This is a genomic window from Salmonella sp. 2020_1395, from assembly GCF_043848115.1.
Lineage (GTDB): Bacteria > Pseudomonadota > Gammaproteobacteria > Enterobacterales > Enterobacteriaceae > Salmonella > Salmonella enterica.
In genome coordinates this window covers 429,344-447,261 of record NZ_JBCMFH010000001.1, presented here as the reverse complement: position 1 = coordinate 447,261, position 17,918 = coordinate 429,344, and the positions used below count along the sequence as shown (strand labels likewise).

The window sequence follows — 17,918 nt, the reverse complement described above, 5'->3', positions numbered from 1 at the left end:
TTTGCGGGCCTGACAAAGATTAAAAAGTAATGGCCCATTCGGCATGAAACAGAATGACCGCCTGGCCGGAGATGGTGACGTTGTCCGGCTGGTTATCGCGAATGGTGACGGTAACATCAACAGTACCCTCTTTGCCTAAAGCGCGCCCCTGATGGCCTTGAATCTGCAGCGTTTTACCGTCATGCGCCATCAGGCCATGATGGACGAGCCATGCCCCCATCGGGCCATTGGCGTTTCCCGTTACCGGATCTTCCACAATCCCTATCGCCGGGGAAAACATTCGCCCATCGGTTTCGTTTTCTCCCGGACGAATCTGGAAAGGAAAAAAGCCGTTACAGCCAATTTGCTGGCTGATTGCCGTCAGGGCTGCCAGATTCGGAGAAAGGGCATCAATATCAACGTCTGGTTTGAGCAGAATCATCACTTTTGCATGTCCTGTTGAAGCCACCTGAATTGGCGCTCCCGGCACGATATCATCTTCAGTCAGGTTCAGTGCGGTGATGATGGCAGCCCGAATCTCTCCGACTAACGGTGGTTCAAAAGAGGGCTGACCTTGTTCCAGCGTGATGCGATAGTCGTTGTGTTCGGCATGAATTTCAACGCGATGACGGCCCGCTAACGAGGTTTGCCAGACGGTGGTGTTTCCCAACCCCAGTACCGTTGCCCGAACATAATGCGCGGCCACGGTGGCATGACCACAGATGGGGACTTCTACTGTCGGTGTAAAGTAGCGTATGCGCACATCACTCTCTTCGCTTTTTAGCAAAAAGGCGGTTTCCGAGTGACGAAGTTCGCGGGCAATCAGCTGCATCTGCGCGTCGCTTAGCGTATCCGCATGTAAGACAACGCCAGCAGAGTTGCCGCGAAAGGGTTCGCTGGTGAAGGCGTCAACATGGTAAATCTGCGGTTTCATTGATGTTCTCCTTTGACTGAAGAATCATCATAGCCTGTGCGTTGCCGAATGACGACGCCCAGGCGTTTTTCTTTGCCCGGTAAGCGTACCCCCGGGCAAAGAGAATTAGCGGCGGGTACGAACAATCTGGTAGCGACGGGTGAAATACTCAAACGGCGCGCTCCAGACATGAACCAGACGGGTGAACGGGAAGAGCAGGAAAATAGTCATTCCCAGCACCAGATGAACGCGGAAAACAAACGCCACACCGTTCAGCATTTCCGAAGACCCGCCGCGGAAGGTGACAATACTTTGCGCCCAGCCCACCAACTTCATCATTTCGCTGCCATCCGGATATTGCGCCGAAAACGGAATGGTGCTCAGGCCAAGCAGGCACTGAATCAGCAAAATACTCATGATGATAATATCAGGTGTAGTGGATGTCGCCCGCACACGCTGATTGGTCAGACGACGCCACAGTAATCCCGCGCCGCCGATCAACGTTAATACGCCGCACACGCCGCCGAGGATCATCGCCATCTGCTGTTTTACCGCAATCGGCAGGAACCAGGCATACATCCAGTGTGGCGTCAGCATCCCAAACAGATGGCCAAAAAAGATCCCCAGAATGCCAATATGGAACAGATTCGACCATATCACCATCCCACGCTTATCCAACATCTGGCTGGACGACGCGCGCCAGGTATATTGTCCGTAGTCATAGCGCAGCCAACTGCCGAGGAAGAAGACCGTGGCGCAAATATAGGGGTAGATATCGTAAAAAAAGACGTTCAGGTACTGTATCATTTCGGGCCTCCCGCGCTGACGTCGACGTACTGCGGCGCCGCGTCCTGGCTAAAGCGTCGTTGATAATGGTGTAACGGTGAACTGTCACAGGTCGTGGCGTTATCTTCGATAAACTTCACCTGTTCTTCTTCCCAGACGGCATCCAGTGCCTGGCGGGTATCATCCCGCGATTCCTGAACAATCTGTTTGGTGACACTGTCACTTGTAAGCGTACTGCCCGCCAGCGTCAGCAGGGCGTCAAACAGTTGATACCACGGCGCTCCTCGCTGTTTCAGACGACCGCCCAGTAGCGCCAGAATAGGGGCAATATTCTGTAATCCCTCGCGCGCTTCCGCTTCCGGCAACACGCTTAAGTACTCCAGATAGAGCGGCAGGTGATCCGGCAGTTCGCGGCAGTTGAGCTGCAGGCCCACGGTTTCATACTGGCTTAACAAATCGACCATCGCCTGGCCGCGATCGCGGGACTCCGCATGAACATGCTCGAATAACAGCAATGAAGTGGCGCGCCCGCGGTCAAACACTTCACACCATTCTGCTTGTTTATCCAGTAACGGCGCATAAAGCAGCTCGCGAGTGAAGTCGGCCAGCATTGGCGCATCGTGTTGGATAAGGGCAAGCGCTTCATCCCGACATTCCCACAACTCGTCGTCCGGATACTCCATCAACAGGCCAATCGCTTTGAGGATTTGCATTATTCCCCCTCCGCTTTATCACGTACTTCGGTGATATTGATGGCATCAATACGGCTACTGTTGAACAGGTTGAATTTGGTATCCGAGCCGTGACAACCGTCGCCAAAAGTAAAGCCGCAGCCGTTGCGCTCCGGAAAGGCGTCGCGCGCCATTTCCCGGTGGCTGGTGGGAATGACAAAACGATCTTCATAATTGGCAATCGCCAGGTAGCGATACATCTCTTCAACCTGTTGTACGCTCAGACCCACTTCGTCAATCGCGCGGGTATCCGTCACGCCTTCAACCGTCTGCGAGCGCATGTAGTGGCGCATCGCCATCATCCGCTTTAGAGCCCGAATGACCGGACCGGTATCGCCCGCGCTGAGCATATTGGCCAGGTACTGGACCGGAATACGCAGCGTCTCCACCGCCGGCAGAATATTGCCATTGTGCGGTAACCCGCCCGCGTCGGCGTATGACTGGATGGGCGACAGCGGCGGTACGTACCAGACCATCGGCAGGGTACGGTATTCCGGGTGCAGCGGAAGCGCCAGCTTCCAGTCCATCGCCATTTTGTACACCGGCGACCGTTGGGCGGCGTCGATAACGTTTTGCGGGATGCCCTGTTTAAGCGCCTCTTCGATGACCGCCGGATCGTGCGGATTGAGAAACACATCGCACTGACGTTCATACAAATCTGTCTCGTGTTCGGTACTAGCCGCGTCTTCAATCCTGTCGGCGTCGTAGAGCAGAACGCCAAGATAACGGATGCGCCCGACGCAGGTTTCCGAGCAAACGGTCGGCTGGCCGGATTCAATACGCGGATAGCAAAATATGCATTTCTCAGACTTGCCGCTCTTCCAGTTAAAGTAGATTTTTTTGTACGGGCAGCCGCTGATACACAAACGCCAGCCCCGGCATTTATCCTGGTCGATTAGCACGATGCCGTCTTCTTCACGCTTATAAATAGCGCCACTTGGGCAGGTGGCAACACAACTGGGGTTCAGGCAGTGTTCGCACAGACGCGGCAGGTACATCATGAAGGTGTTTTCGAACTGACCGTACATCTCCTTTTGTATGTTGTCGAAGTTACGGTCGCGGGCGCGTTTTTCAAATTCGCCGCCGAGCAGCTCTTCCCAGTTTGGCCCCCAGATCACCTTGTCCATCCGTTTTCCGTCAATCAGTGAACGCGGACGGGCAGTGGGCTGATGCTTACTCTCCGGCGCTGTATGTAAATGCTGATAATCGAAGGTAAAGGGTTCATAGTAATCATCGATTTGCGGAATCACCGGGTTGGCGAAAATTTTGCTAATTACCCCCATTTTGCCGCCCAGACGGGGCCTTATCTTGCCATTAACATCACGAACCCAACCGCCTTGCCACTCCTGCTGGTCTTCCCAGTTTTTGGGATAGCCGATACCCGGTTTAGTTTCGACGTTATTGAACCATGCGTATTCCATCCCTTCACGTCCGGTCCAGACGTTTTTACAGGTGACGGAGCAGGTGTGACAGCCAATACATTTATCGAGATTCAGTACCATCCCAACCTGTGAGCGTATTTTCATTTTTTCGCCTCCTGTACCTGATCCCGGCCCTCATCATCCAGCCAGTTAATGTTTTTCATCTTCCTGATCATGATGAATTCATCGCGATTCGAACCCACGGTTCCGTAATAGTTGAAGCCGTAAGCCAGTTGCGCATAGCCGCCGATCATATGCGTCGGTTTTGGACAGACCCGGGTCACGGAGTTATGGATCCCGCCGCGCATCCCGGTCACTTCCGAGCCCGGAATATTCATAATTCGCTCCTGGGCGTGGTACATCATGGTCATACCCGGCGGAACGCGCTGGCTGACCACCGCACGAGCGGTAAGGGCGCCATTAGCGTTGAAGGCTTCAATCCAGTCGTTATCTTCAATACCCAGTTCACGGGCATCGGCTTCGCTGATCCAGACAATCGGCCCGCCGCGCGACAAGGTCAGCATCAGCAGGTTTTCGCTGTAGGTGGAGTGAATTCCCCATTTCTGGTGCGGCGTCAGGAAGTTAAGCGCTTTTTCCGGGAAACCGTTGGGCGGAATTTCTCGCATTTCGCTGACGCTGCGGGTATCAATCGGCGGACGATATGCCACCAGGCTTTCGCCAAAAGCGCGCATCCACGCATGATCCTGATAGAGTTGTTGCCGCCCCGACAACGTGCGCCACGGGATCAGTTCATGTACGTTGGTATACCCGGCGTTATAAGAGACATGCTCGCTTTCCAGCCCTGACCAGGTCGGGCTGGAGATAATTTTGCGCGGTTGCGCCTGGATATCACGAAAGCGAATTTTCTCATCTTCTTTATTGATGGCCAGATGGGTGTGCTCGCGCCCGGTCATCTCGCCCAACGCCTGCCAGGCTTTCACCGCCACCTGGCCGTTGGTTTCCGGCGCTAAGGCAAGAATCACTTCCGAAGCATCCAGCGCGGTGTCTATTCGCGGACGTCCTTTCGCCGGACCATCGTGTTTGGTGTAATTGAGCTTACCGAGGAAATCGACTTCATCTTGCGTATTCCAGGCAATACCCTTACCGCCGTTGCCTAATTTATCCAGCAGGGGACCCAGCGAGGTAAAACGTTCATAGGTGGCCGGATAATCGCGTTCAACCACGACGATATTGGGCGCGGTTTTGCCCGGAATAAGTTCGCACTCGCCTTTACGCCAGTCGAGAATATCAAATGGCTGCGCCAGTTCCGCCGGGGAATCATGCTGGAGCGGGTGTAACACCACATCGGTTTCCTGTCCGAGATGTCCGACACACACCTCAGAAAAGACGCTGGCGATACCTTTGTAGATCTCCCAGTCGCTTTTGGATTCCCAGGCAGGATCGACCGCGGCGGAAAGGGGGTGGATAAACGGATGCATATCCGAGGTATTCATATCGTCTTTTTCATACCAGGTGGCGGTCGGCAAAACGATATCGGAAAACAGACAGGTACTGGACATACGGAAATCAAGCGTGACCAACAGATCGAGCTTGCCCTCAATCGCGGCGGACTGCCATTCCACCTCTTCAGGCTTAATTCCTTCGCTGAAACCCAGCGCTTCGCCCTGGATACCGCTGTCTGTGCCCAGCAGATATTTGAGCATATACTCATGACCTTTCCCAGAGGAGCCGAGCAGGTTAGAACGCCAGACAAATAAATTCCGCGGGTGATTATGACCACTGTCAGGCTGTTCGCAGGCAAAACGGATAGCGCCTGATTTCAACGCCTGCACGGTATAATCCGCCGCAGACAGCCCGGCTTTATCGGCGCTCGCTTTCACGCTGAGCGGGTTAAGATTAAGCTGCGGCGCCGAGGGTAGCCAGCCCATACGTTCCGCGCGCACGTTGAAATCGATCAGGTGTCCGGAAAATTTAGCCGGATCGGCCAGCGGCGAAAGCAACTCTTGCGCAGTCAGTTTTTCATAGCGCCACTGGCTGGCATGGTTGTAGAAAAACGAGGTACTGTTCATCTGACGCGGCGGGCGATTCCAGTCCAGCGCGAAGGCCAGCGGCAGCCAGCCGGTTTGCGGCCGCAGCTTCTCCTGGCCGACATAGTGCGCCCAGCCGCCGCCGGTTTGTCCAACACAGCCGCAGAACACCAGCATGTTAATCATCCCACGGTAATTCATATCCATGTGATACCAGTGATTCACTCCCGCGCCGAGGATGATCATCGAACGACCGTGAGTTTTATGGGCGGTCTCGGCAAATTCACGCGCAATAGTTTCGATATGTCGACGCGGCACGCCGGTAATCTGTTCGCCCCAGGCCGGCGTGTAGGCTTTTACGTCGTTATAATTATTGGCGCTATGGCAGTCATCCAGACCACGATCCAGCCCATAATTCGCCAGCACCAGATCGTAAACGCTGACGACCATCCGCTCGCTACCGTCCGCCAGATCCAGGCGTTTCACCGGTAACTGACGTACCAGTACCGGTTCCTGCCGCACGCTGCGAAAATGTGGGTTTTCGTTGCCGCCAAAATAGGGGAAGGCGACACCCGCCACGTCATCATGCTGACCGAGTAAAGAGAGCGACAGTTCAGTTTCGACGCCCGCCGCCACCGGTTCCAGGTTCCATTTTCCCTTTTCGCCCCAGCGAAAACCGATAGAACCGTTGGGCGCGACCAGTTCGCCCGTACTGTTGAGCGCGACGGTTTTCCATTCCGGATTATTGGCTTCTCCCAGTCCATCCACCAGATCCGATGCGCGCATCATACGCCCCGGCACATAACTGCCGTCTGCGCGCTCATCCAACAGGACCAGCATTGGCATGTCGGTATAACGGCGGCAATAGTTAAGAAAATAGTCGCTGGGATTATCGAGATGAAACTCTTTTAAAATAACGTGACCCATGGCCATCGCCAGCGCGCTGTCGGTACCTTGCTTTGGCGCCAGCCACTGATCGCACAGTTTAGCGACTTCGGAATAGTCCGGGGTGATGGCGATCGTCTTAGTGCCTTTGTAGCGCACTTCAGTAAAGAAGTGGGCGTCCGGGGTACGCGTCTGCGGCACGTTAGAGCCCCAGGCAATAATGTAGGCTGAGTTATACCAGTCGGCGGACTCCGGCACATCAGTCTGCTCGCCCCAGGTCATTGGCGACGCGGGTGGAAGATCGCAATACCAGTCATAGAAGCTCAGACAAGTACCGCCAAGCAATGACAGATAACGTGTTCCGGCGGCGTAAGAAACCATCGACATCGCCGGAATAGGTGAAAACCCCGCCACACGATCCGGACCATAGGTTTTGATTGTCCAGACGTTAGCGGCGGCAATGAGCTGATTCAGCTCTTTCCAGTTCGAACGAATAAAGCCGCCATGTCCGCGCACCTGTTTGTAACTTTGGCATTTTTGCGGGTCGTTCATTATAGATTCCCATGCCAGTACCGGATCGCTGTGCCGGGAAAGGGCCTCGCGCCACAGTTCTATCAGCCGCTTACGCACCAGAGGGTATTTCAGACGATTGGCGCTATAGAGATACCAGGAGTAGCTGGCGCCGCGCGGGCAGCCGCGCGGTTCATGGTTCGGTAAATCGGGACGCGTGCGCGGGTAGTCGGTTTGTTGAGTTTCCCACGTCACCAGACCGTTTTTGACATAAATTTTCCAGCTACAGGAGCCCGTGCAGTTGACGCCGTGGGTTGAGCGCACGATCTTATCAAACTGCCAGCGCTGGCGATAACTGTCTTCCCAGTCGCGGTTGGTATGCATCACCTGACCATGGCCGTCGGCAAAGGTATCGCCTTTTTGTTTAAAGTAACGAAAGCGATCCAACAGTTTACTCATGACATTTCTCCTGCTTCGATAAATTTTCCGCCACCCTGTCGATTTGGCGTTAAACCATTGCCGGATGGCCGTCCTACAGGTGCGTATGTTGTTATTGTTGTTTAGGCTTACGACGCCCGTAGACCAGCCAGGTCAGCAGGACGCAAGCGATGTAAAACAGCAAAAAGATTTTCATGGCGCCCACCGGCGAGCCGGTCAAGGCCAAAGAGGTGCCAAACGCTTTTGGAATAAAGAAGCCGCCCACAGCGCCAATAGCGGAGATAAAACCGAGCGCGGCGGCGGTATCCGTCACCGCTTCGCGCTGCGCCTGCTCATCGCTCCCGCCGCGCAGTTTGACGTTGTAGAGCGTGATCTGACGGAAGATCACCGCAATCATCTGGAAGGTAGAACCGCTGCCGAGACCCGCTGTCAAAAACAGGCCCATAAAAACAAGATAGAACGCGCTAAAGCTGCCTGCGCCGGAGCCTGGCAGCGTGAGGAATAGCAGGGCGGTAAACAGCGCCATAAAGATAAAATTAATGAGCGTTACGCGAACGCCGCCGAATTTATCGGAGATCACGCCGCCTGCCGATCGCGCCAGCGCGCCGATAAAGGGGCCAAAGAACGCCAGTTGCAGAATGTTTACGTCGGGAAATTGCGTTTTGGCGAGCATGGCGAAACCTGCGGAAAAGCCGATGAATGACCCGAATGTCGCCAGGTACAGCAGGCTAAGCAGCCACAGGTGCAGACGTTTTAGCACCGGCAATTGCGAGGCGACAGACGCTTTTGAACTGCCGATATCGTTCATACCAAACCAGGCGGCAAGCGTCGCGACAGCCAGTAACGGCACCCAGATCCAGGCGGCGTTAGTGAGGGCGAGCAGGGAGCCATCAGGTTGCGGCACGCCCTGGACGCCTAAAAAAGTAAATATCGGCAGAAAAATAACCAGCGGCGCAATCAACTGCATCACACTGACGCCAAGATTTCCCAGTCCGCCGTTAATACCCAACGCGCTACCTTGTCTGGCTTTTGGAAAGAAAAAACTGATGTTGCCCATACTGGACGCGAAGTTTGCCCCCGCAAAACCGCACAACAGAGCGATGAGCATAAATACCCCGAAAGGGGTGGCAGGATTCTGCACGGCGAATCCCAGCCAGGCGCAGGGAATAATCAATATTACGGTACTTAATACGGTCCATTTACGGCCACCAAACAGTGGCACCATAAAGGAGTAGGGAATGCGTAATATTGCGCCGGAAAGAGAAGGTAATGCGGTTAATAAAAAGAGTTGGTCGGTGGTAAAATTAAATCCAATTTTATTGAGGTTGACGGCAACAGCGCTAAACAACATCCAGACGCAAAATGCCAGGAGCAAACAACTTACTGAAATCCATAAGTTTCTTCTGGCGATGCCTTTCCCTTTATTCTCCCAGAAGGCTGGATTTTCGGGTCGCCAGTCACTCAAGAGATAACGGTTATAATTCTCGTTTTGTCGTGTCATTTTACCCCTCACATGCGCATATCATTTGAAAAAAACACAAAAAAGAGACAGAGCGTCACGCGCTCTTTTGAGAACTTATTGAAGTTTTTTTAGAATATTGAGTGAAAGAATAGATAAAAAACCAGGCCAGCGCGGCGCGAAGAGGAGATATAATGTTTCTTAATTGTTACTATTTGTAAGCTAAAAGTGATTTTTATTAAATTATTTGTAACTTTACGCAAAGAGTTCAAGCGTAATCATACGATCCAGATGGTATTTAAACGCGGGATCGGCCATTTCCGGAATACCCAGCACATACATACCGTCTAGCCCGCACACCAGTGCGATAAGCCGCCAGGCGATATCCGTGGCGTTAGCAGTAAACGTAAATTCTCCTGCCTGTTTGCCCTGCTCGATAATTGTGACCGTTTCCTCATGCCACATCTGCATCGTGAGGAGATAAGCATCTCTGATGTGCGGATCCCGATCGGCCAGAATTTGCGCCTCTCGCCACAATTTTATGTAAGGCTCAAAGCCGCCGTCTTCGCTACCCAACATAGCGTGAAGCCGTGCACGCCAGGTGGCAGGCGGCGGAACTTGCCCGGCATCAAGCAGGGTACGGATCAAATGGACAAAGGCCAGCGCTTTGAGCTCACCCGCCGAGCTGAAGTGGTGATGCACCTGTCCGGCGGCGACATCGGCTTCTGATGCGATTCGTCGCACCGTCATGGCGGCAAACCCCTCTGCCAGCGCCACGCGCATCGCCGCTTGCAGGATCACTTCGCGGCGTTCATCCCGGTTAAGGTAACTCATATTTTCCCCACATTAGCCAATGCGCGCAGTGTAACAAAAAGCTGGACATTCGTTCAACTTACCGTAGGATCCTGAAACTGGACAAGCGTCCAAATTTGAGTTTTTGAAGGGAGAGTTATGTTTCGTCAGTGGTTAACGTTAGTCATTATTGTGCTGGTCTATATTCCTGTCGCCATTGATGCCACGGTCTTGCATGTCGCCGCGCCGACACTGAGTATGACACTGGGGGCCAGCGGCAACGAGCTGCTGTGGATCATTGATATTTATTCTTTGGTCATGGCTGGCATGGTGTTGCCGATGGGCGCGCTTGGCGATCGTATCGGTTTTAAACGCCTGCTGATGCTGGGCGGGACGCTCTTTGGCCTGGCATCACTGGCGGCGGCGTTTTCGCATACCGCCAGTTGGCTTATCGCCACCAGGGTATTACTGGCTATTGGCGCGGCGATGATTGTACCGGCGACGCTGGCCGGGATACGCGCCACCTTTTGTGAAGAGAAGCATCGCAACATGGCGCTGGGCGTCTGGGCAGCGGTAGGTTCGGGCGGAGCGGCGTTTGGGCCGCTCATCGGCGGCATATTATTAGAGCATTTTTACTGGGGATCGGTTTTCCTGATCAACGTGCCGATTGTGCTGGTCGTCATGGGCTTAACCGCCCGCTATGTTCCTCGCCAGGCGGGCCGTCGCGATCAACCGCTCAATCTTGGCCATGCGGTGATGCTGATTATTGCCATTTTGCTGTTGGTCTATAGCGCTAAAACCGCGCTGAAAGGGCATCTGTCGCTGTGGGTCATCTCGCTTACCCTGCTTACCGGCGCGCTGCTCCTGGGACTCTTTATCCGCACACAGCTTGCGACATCGCGTCCGATGATTGATATGCGACTATTTACCCATCGCATTATCCTGAGCGGCGTCGTGATGGCGATGACCGCGATGATCACTCTGGTGGGCTTTGAGCTGCTGATGGCGCAAGAGCTGCAGTTTGTTCACGGGCTATCGCCTTACGAGGCCGGGGTATTTATGCTGCCGGTGATGGTCGCCAGTGGATTCAGCGGGCCGATTGCGGGCGCGCTGGTCTCGCGTCTGGGACTACGGCTGGTCGCGACGGGCGGCATGGCGTTAAGCGCGCTGAGTTTTTATGGCCTGGCGATGACGGATTTCAGCACCCAACAATGGCAGGCCTGGGGGCTGATGGCGCTGCTGGGATTTAGCGCCGCCAGCGCATTGCTGGCTTCCACGTCGGCAATTATGGCCGCTGCGCCGGCAGAAAAAGCGGCGGCGGCCGGCGCGATAGAAACGATGGCTTATGAACTGGGCGCGGGACTGGGCATCGCCATTTTCGGTCTGTTGTTAAGCCGTAGCTTCTCCGCGTCTATCCGTCTGCCTGCCGGGCTTGAGGCGCAAGAGATTGCCAGAGCGTCATCTTCAATGGGAGAAGCCGTGCAGTTGGCGAATAGCCTACCGCCCACGCAGGGGCAGGCAATACTGGACGCCGCCAGACACGCCTTTATCTGGTCGCATAGCGTGGCGTTAAGCAGCGCCGGGAGTATGCTTCTTTTGCTGGCGGTAGGGATGTGGTTCAGCCTGGCAAAAGCCCAACGCCGATAACATAACGCCTGATGAGATAAGCGCTTAATGCGCTAGCTGACAGGGGGAGTCCATTTCCTCAACTTCTTTACCGCTGAGGCGTGCGTATTGCCCCGTCAGTCGCCAAAAGGCAGGCTGGGTTTCGGTATAAATTTCCGCAGCCAGAATCAGCCGACGGCGATCAACTTCGTTCAGTTCCAGTAAGGTCCAGGGAATAAAATAGCGATCGGTATCGGTAAGCCGAAACCACAGCGGACACCCGCAGCCGGAACAGAAGTAGCGTTCGCCGCGCGAAGAGGATGAAAAGTATGGCGGTTCCGGGGAAAGGGGGGCTAGCTGTGGTTGCCCGCAGGCTTCCAGATACATGGCTATTCCACCCGACCATTTTTGACACAGCGTACAATGGCAGGCATAGACATCCAGCATTTCGACGTCAACGGTAAAATGGCTCTGTCCGCAAAGACAACGACCAGTGAACGTCTGCACGGCATACTCCTTATGACCGAGTCTACATCAAGAGAAAAAGCCAGCCCTGAAAGGACTGGCTTTGTATTCAGACTACAACAAAATTAGAACTGGTAGTTCAGACCAACAGCAACGATGTTGTCAGTGCTGATCTGCGCAACATTTTTAGTGAAGTTGGTGTCATCCAGCAGGTTGATTTTGTAATCAACGAAGGTGGACATGTTTTTGTTGAAGTAGTAGGTAGCACCGACATCGATGTACTCAACCAGATCCTGGTCGCCGTAAGCACCCAGATCTTTACCTTTGGATTTCAGGTAAGCAATGGACGGACGCAGACCGAAGTCGAACTGGTACTGAGCAACAGCTTCAAAGTTCTGAGTTTTGTTAGCAATACCGTCGATTTTACCGAATGTGGTCATATTCAGCGTTTCGGAGTAGGTGGTCGCCAGATAGATATTGTTCGCATCATATTTCAGACCAGCAGCCCACACTTCCGCATTCTGGCCAGAAGCATACAGGCCATTGGTGCCGTTGCGCACCTGACGGTCAGTACGGTCAGACTTCGCATAGGCCGCACCCACGCCAAAACCTTCGTACTCATACGTTGCGGACAGACCGAAACCGTCGCCGTTTGCTTCTACTTCATTGTCACGATCGTTTTTGCCCTGATACTGCGCGGCAAAGTTCAGACCTTCAACCAGACCGAAGAAATCGGTGTTACGGTAGGTGGCAACGCCGGTAGCACGCTGGGTCATGAATACGTCAGTCTGGGTCCAGGTATCGCCACCGAACTCTGGCAGAACGTCGGTCCATGCGCCGATGTCGTAAGCAACGCCGTAGTTACGACCGTAGTCGAAAGAACCGTATTCAGCGAATTTCAGACCAGCGAATGCCAGACGGGTTTTGTCTTTGTCGGAACCTTCAGATTCAGTACGGTTGCCTTTGAATTCATATTCCCACTGGCCAAAACCAACCAGTTGGTCATTGATCTGCGTTTCGCCTTTAAAGCCCAGACGCGCGTAAGTTTTGTCACCATCACTTCCGTTATCATCAGAGAAATAATGCTGAGCGTGAACTTTACCGTACAGATCCAGTTTATTGCCGTCTTTGTTATATACCTCGGCTGCATTTACAACGCCTGCTGCCAACAGGGAAGTCACTGCCACTGCCACTAACTTAAGTTTCATTTTAATAATCCTTATAATTTTCTTAGCGTGTTTCCTCAACCATTGTTAAACGAGGCGTTTGTCAATGGCAGACTATTTTTAAATGACGGAGTGGCATAAGTTCAATAATAAGTTTCATAAGATTACAAATTATTTTAATTTGTGTGATCGAGATCTCCTTAATACATTTGAGAGTATTAATTCAAATAGGGACTGTCTAATAAGATATATTTTCGGAGGGGACTATTGGGCTGTTTATGGTTTTATTTTTGGTAGTAACGACTGATTATTATATGCACTAATAACAGTTGCGAGCTAACGTTAATTATATATTTGTTAATATAATTATATCATTACATTAACATATTTAACGATTTTATAAAATTCATTTTTACCAGCGCAATCCTGGTATGGCGCAGGAGGAGCACGTGAAAATGGAAAATCGTCAAATACGCACAGGCGATAGATAAAAGCGTAGTTGTGTTATGAAGAGTGTCAAGGTACAGCGGGTCGATTTAATATCAATATCGGCCCGCCCGTCGCTATTAGCGCCGCCGCGTTGCCAGCCAACAAAGTAGTGAACCTACGCAAACCATGACTGCGCCTTGCCAGAAGGAGAATGACAGTGGTGAGCTGAGTAACAGCGCTGCCAGAGCAGAGGACATGACGGGGGTAAAATACGACCCTACGGCCATGATAGTCACATTGCCATGAAGTATGCCCACATTCCATGCGGCGTAGGCAAACCCTAACGTTAATGCCGCGGTAAAAAGTTTAGCAATCACCGGTAGGCTAAATATCATGGCAGGTTGCGGTGTAAGAAAATAGTGGAACCACAACGCCACGGCGGTGAGTAACACAAAGACGGTGATACCGTTAAAACCACGCGCATATTTATTGGTGACCGTGCAGTATGTCGCCCATATAAACGCCCCAAGAAATGCCAGTAAATAACTTAGCGGACTGGTGGCGACATTGTTGATAATTTCTCCGGCATTAAGACCATTCTCGCCCCCCAGAACCCAGCAAACGCCAGTAAGTGCAATAAGCAATCCAGGAACAATAAGCCAGTTAGTTTTTTGCCCATTAAAAAGAATGGCAAACAGAATAGTCAGGCTGGGCCATAAATAGTTAACCATGCCGACTTCGATAGCCTGATGGCGAGTGGCGGCATAACCGAGAGAAAGCGCCAGGCATATTTCATAACTGACAAACAGTACGCTGCCTGCGATGAGGTATCGCCCCGGGAAACGGCGGATATCAGGTAATCCGACGGTAAAAATCAGCAGCAGGCCGCTTAATGAATAGATCATGGCTGCGCCGCCTACCGGTCCAAGACCTTCGCTGACGCCGCGAATTAACCCAACCATCGTGCTCCACAGAACGATGGCAACAAGCCCTATTAGCGTTGCTTTTTGTGATGTCATGCTTTGTGACTGTCCTGAATACCGCGCAAAATAAACTGCCACTTATAGCACTTTTTCCGAGGGCGATGCCATGCAGTGTCATTTTTTAGTACCTCCCTGGAGTTATTGCAGTTTAAAAATAGGGCTATTTAATAGCGGAACCGTTTCAATATTGATTTGACGCAAAAAAGTTATCGATTTTGCTGTTAGTTTCCTCGCGAAGTTATACACGCATCCTGGGCTGAGGTTTTGCTGCAGTTCGAAGGAGGCGTGCATCCGTGGAAAAAAGAGGAAAGCAATGGACGTCAGCCGCAGACAATTTTTTAAAATCTGCGCGGGCGGTATGGCGGGAACAACGGTGGCCGCACTGGGTTTTACCCCTAAAATGGCCCTGGCTCAGGCGCGAAACTATAAGCTGTTGCGCGCAAAAGAGATCCGTAACTCCTGCACATACTGTTCCGTAGGTTGCGGGCTATTAATGTATAGCCTGGGAGATGGGGCAAAAAACGCGAAAGAAGCGATTTACCATATTGAAGGCGACCCGGATCATCCGGTAAGCCGTGGCGCGCTGTGCCCGAAAGGGGCCGGTTTGCTGGACTATGTTCACAGTGAAGATCGCCTACGCTATCCGGAATACCGCGCGCCGGGTTCCGACAAGTGGCAGCGCATTAGCTGGGATGACGCTTTCACTCGTATTGCTAAATTAATGAAAGCCGACCGCGACGCCAACTTTATTGAAAAGAATGAGCAGGGCGTCACGGTTAACCGCTGGCTCTCTACCGGAATGCTGTGCGCCTCGGCGGCCAGCAATGAAACGGGTATGCTGACGCAGAAGTTTGCGCGTTCTCTCGGTATGCTGGCGGTAGATAACCAGGCGCGCGTTTGACACGGACCAACGGTAGCAAGTCTTGCTCCAACATTTGGTCGCGGTGCGATGACCAACCACTGGGTGGATATTAAAAACGCCAACGTCGTGATGGTGATGGGCGGCAATGCCGCAGAAGCGCATCCGGTGGGTTTCCGCTGGGCGATGGAAGCGAAAAACAATAACGATGCGACGCTGATTGTCGTTGATCCACGCTTTACGCGTACGGCGTCGGTGGCGGATATCTATGCGCCAATACGTTCCGGTACAGACATTACCTTTCTGTCCGGCGTTTTGCTGTACCTGATCGAAAATAACAAAATCAACGCTGAATACGTTAAGCATTACACCAACGCCAGCCTGCTGGTGCGGGATGATTTTGCCTTTGATGACGGTCTTTTCAGCGGCTATGACGCCCAAAAGCGTCAGTACGATAAATCCTCCTGGAACTACCAGTTCGATGAAAACGGCTATGCCAAACGTGATGAAACGTTGACGCACCCACGCTGTGTGTGGAATCTGCTGAAGCAGCACGTTTCGCGCTATACGCCGGACGTCGTGGAAAACATCTGCGGTACGCCGAAAGCAGACTTCCTGAAGGTGTGTGAGGTGTTGGCCTCTACCAGCGCTCCGGATCGCACTACCACCTTCCTGTATGCGCTGGGCTGGACGCAACATACCGTCGGGGCGCAGAACATCCGTACTATGGCGATGATCCAGTTGCTGCTCGGCAATATGGGGATGGCTGGCGGCGGTGTGAACGCCTTGCGCGGCCACTCTAATATTCAGGGTTTAACGGATTTAGGACTGCTCTCCACCAGCCTGCCGGGTTACCTGACGCTACCGTCAGAAAAACAGGCCGATCTGCAAACTTATCTGGCAGCGAATACCCCCAAAGCGACGCTGGCCGATCAGGTCAACTACTGGGGTAATTATCCTAAGTTCTTCGTCAGCCTGATGAAATCTTTCTATGGCGATGCGGCGCAGAAAGAGAATGACTGGGGCTTTGCCTGGCTGCCTAAGTGGGATCAGTCCTATGACGTGATCAAATATTTCAACATGATGGATAGCGGGAAAGTCACCGGCTATTTCTGTCAGGGCTTTAACCCGGTGGCGTCCTTCCCGGACAAAAACAAAGTGGTGCAAAGCTTAAGCAAACTGAAGTATCTGGTCGTTATCGATCCGCTGGTGACTGAAACGTCAACGTTCTGGCAGAACCACGGCGAATCTAATGATGTCGATCCGACAACGATTCAGACCGAAGTCTTCCGTCTGCCGTCTACCTGTTTTGCGGAAGAGGATGGCTCTATCGCTAACTCCGGTCGCTGGTTACAGTGGCACTGGAAAGGTCAGGACGCGCCGGGCGAAGCGCGTAACGACGGCGAGATTCTGGCCGGTATTTACCATCGTCTGCGTGAAATGTATCGCGCAGAAGGCGGTAAAGGCGCCGAACCACTATTGAAGATGAGCTGGAACTACAAGCAGCCGGATGAACCGCATTCGGAAGAAGTGGCGAAAGAGAACAACGGCTATGCGCTGGAAGATCTCTATGACGCTAACGGTACACTGCTTGCCAGGAAAGGCCAGTTGTTGAGCAGTTTTGCATTACTGCGCGATGACGGTACGACATCCTCCTCCTGCTGGATTTATACCGGTAGCTGGACGGAGCAGGGCAACCAGATGTCCAGACGTGATAACGCCGACCCGTCAGGGCTTGGCAATACACTGGGTTGGGCGTGGGCGTGGCCGCTAAACCGTCGCGTATTGTATAACCGCGCTTCGGCGGACCCGCAGGGTAAACCGTGGGATCCAAAACGGATGCTGATCCAGTGGAACGGCGCGAAGTGGACAGGGAACGATATTCCGGACTTTAACAACGCGGCGCCGGGGAGCGGGACCAATCCGTTTATCATGCAGCCGGAAGGGCTGGGACGTCTGTTTGCTATTGATAAAATGGCGGAAGGGCCGTTCCCTGAACACTACGAGCCGATGGAAACGCCGCTGGGCACTAACCCGCTGCACCCGAATGTGGTCTCGAACCCGGCGGCGCGTCTGTATGAAGAAGATGCGCTGCGCATGGGTAAGAAGGAGCAGTTTCCGTACGTGGGCACGACTTACCGCCTCACAGAGCATTTCCATACCTGGACCAAACATGCGCTACTTAACGCTATCGCTCAGCCGGAACAGTTTGTGGAGATCAGTGAGACGCTGGCGGCAGCGAAAGGTATTGCTAACGGCGACTATGTGAAGGTGAGCAGTAAACGCGGGTTTATTCGCGCGGTCGCGGTGGTAACTCGTCGTCTTCGCACTCTGCATGTCAACGGTCAGCAGGTTGAAACGGTGGGGATCCCGATTCACTGGGGCTTTGAGGGTGTCGCGCGCAAAGGCTATATCGCCAATACTCTGACGCCAAATGTCGGTGATGCCAACTCGCAAACGCCGGAATACAAAGCGTTTTTAGTTAACATCGAGAAGGCGTAAGGGAGGC

12 protein-coding genes are annotated in these 17,918 nt (G+C 53.1%); 2 read left to right on the top strand and 10 right to left on the bottom strand.

Annotation, left to right across the window (positions count from 1 at the left end):
• Positions 1–19: 19 nt before the first annotated feature.
• The 7 genes from ACH0WD_RS02295 to ACH0WD_RS02265 all read right to left on the bottom strand — a co-directional run bounded on the left by ACH0WD_RS02295 (position 20) and on the right by ACH0WD_RS02265 (position 9,944).
• A complete protein-coding gene (locus tag ACH0WD_RS02295) occupies positions 20–913 on the bottom strand; it encodes a PhzF family isomerase (RefSeq protein WP_000804293.1) in 894 nt (297 codons plus the stop codon).
• 105 nt (positions 914–1,018) lie between these two features.
• Positions 1,019–1,699: a respiratory nitrate reductase subunit gamma gene (narI, locus tag ACH0WD_RS02290; protein WP_000617103.1), complete on the bottom strand. Its 681-nt coding sequence runs from the start codon at positions 1,697–1,699 to the stop codon at positions 1,019–1,021.
• Positions 1,696–2,391, bottom strand: coding sequence for a nitrate reductase molybdenum cofactor assembly chaperone (narW, locus tag ACH0WD_RS02285; RefSeq protein ID WP_001166287.1), 696 nt, complete (start codon positions 2,389–2,391; stop codon positions 1,696–1,698). Before narW ends, narI begins: the two co-directional genes overlap by 4 nt.
• Positions 2,391–3,935, bottom strand: a complete 1,545-nt coding sequence (narH, locus tag ACH0WD_RS02280; protein WP_000702601.1) for a nitrate reductase subunit beta — start codon at positions 3,933–3,935, stop codon at positions 2,391–2,393. The genes narW and narH overlap by 1 nt, the downstream gene beginning before the upstream one ends.
• Positions 3,932–7,672, bottom strand: a complete 3,741-nt coding sequence (locus ACH0WD_RS02275; protein WP_000040404.1) for a nitrate reductase subunit alpha — start codon at positions 7,670–7,672, stop codon at positions 3,932–3,934. The genes narH and ACH0WD_RS02275 overlap by 4 nt, the downstream gene beginning before the upstream one ends.
• A 91-nt stretch (positions 7,673–7,763) precedes the next feature.
• Positions 7,764–9,152 (bottom strand): NarK family nitrate/nitrite MFS transporter, encoded by a 1,389-nt coding sequence (locus tag ACH0WD_RS02270; protein ID WP_000198246.1) that lies wholly within the window; start codon positions 9,150–9,152, stop codon positions 7,764–7,766.
• Positions 9,153–9,365: 213 nt separating this feature from the next.
• A complete protein-coding gene (locus tag ACH0WD_RS02265; RefSeq protein WP_000121044.1) occupies positions 9,366–9,944 on the bottom strand; it encodes a TetR family transcriptional regulator in 579 nt (192 codons plus the stop codon).
• A gap of 117 nt (positions 9,945–10,061) precedes the next feature.
• Between ACH0WD_RS02265 and smvA the strand changes: the two genes are divergently transcribed.
• Positions 10,062–11,549, top strand: a complete 1,488-nt coding sequence (gene smvA, locus ACH0WD_RS02260) for a methyl viologen efflux MFS transporter SmvA (protein WP_000489734.1) — start codon at positions 10,062–10,064, stop codon at positions 11,547–11,549.
• Positions 11,550–11,573: 24 nt separating this feature from the next.
• On the opposite strand, the gene ACH0WD_RS02255 is transcribed toward smvA, so the two are convergent.
• The 3 genes from ACH0WD_RS02255 to yddG form a co-directional block, all read right to left on the bottom strand.
• A complete protein-coding gene (locus ACH0WD_RS02255; protein WP_014343841.1) occupies positions 11,574–11,954 on the bottom strand; it encodes a GFA family protein in 381 nt (126 codons plus the stop codon).
• Positions 11,955–12,097: 143 nt separating this feature from the next.
• Positions 12,098–13,180 (bottom strand): porin OmpD, encoded by a 1,083-nt coding sequence (gene ompD, locus ACH0WD_RS02250; RefSeq protein WP_000769043.1) that lies wholly within the window; start codon positions 13,178–13,180, stop codon positions 12,098–12,100.
• Between the two features lie 524 nt (positions 13,181–13,704).
• Positions 13,705–14,586 carry an aromatic amino acid efflux DMT transporter YddG gene (yddG, locus tag ACH0WD_RS02245; protein WP_000203786.1) on the bottom strand — a complete coding sequence of 294 codons (882 nt, stop codon included), beginning with the start codon at positions 14,584–14,586 and terminating at the stop codon, positions 13,705–13,707.
• Positions 14,587–14,863: 277 nt separating this feature from the next.
• Here yddG and fdnG point away from each other — a divergent pair, with 277 nt between their 5' ends.
• Complete coding sequence (gene fdnG / locus ACH0WD_RS02240; RefSeq protein WP_001574320.1) at positions 14,864–17,911, top strand: formate dehydrogenase-N subunit alpha; 3,048 nt, start codon at positions 14,864–14,866, stop codon at positions 17,909–17,911.
• The last annotated feature ends 7 nt before the right edge of the window (positions 17,912–17,918 follow it).

Coding starts and splice junctions, on each gene's coding strand:
- ACH0WD_RS02295 (WP_000804293.1), bottom strand. CDS start 913: ATGAAACCGCAGATTTACCATGTTGACGCCTTCACCAGCGAACCCTTT.
- narI (WP_000617103.1), bottom strand. CDS start 1,699: ATGATACAGTACCTGAACGTCTTTTTTTACGATATCTACCCCTATATT.
- narW (WP_001166287.1), bottom strand. CDS start 2,391: ATGCAAATCCTCAAAGCGATTGGCCTGTTGATGGAGTATCCGGACGAC.
- narH (WP_000702601.1), bottom strand. CDS start 3,935: ATGAAAATACGCTCACAGGTTGGGATGGTACTGAATCTCGATAAATGT.
- ACH0WD_RS02275 (WP_000040404.1), bottom strand. CDS start 7,672: ATGAGTAAACTGTTGGATCGCTTTCGTTACTTTAAACAAAAAGGCGAT.
- ACH0WD_RS02270 (WP_000198246.1), bottom strand. CDS start 9,152: ATGACACGACAAAACGAGAATTATAACCGTTATCTCTTGAGTGACTGG.
- ACH0WD_RS02265 (WP_000121044.1), bottom strand. CDS start 9,944: ATGAGTTACCTTAACCGGGATGAACGCCGCGAAGTGATCCTGCAAGCG.
- smvA (WP_000489734.1), top strand. CDS start 10,062: ATGTTTCGTCAGTGGTTAACGTTAGTCATTATTGTGCTGGTCTATATT.
- ACH0WD_RS02255 (WP_014343841.1), bottom strand. CDS start 11,954: ATGCTGGATGTCTATGCCTGCCATTGTACGCTGTGTCAAAAATGGTCG.
- ompD (WP_000769043.1), bottom strand. CDS start 13,180: ATGAAACTTAAGTTAGTGGCAGTGGCAGTGACTTCCCTGTTGGCAGCA.
- yddG (WP_000203786.1), bottom strand. CDS start 14,586: ATGACATCACAAAAAGCAACGCTAATAGGGCTTGTTGCCATCGTTCTG.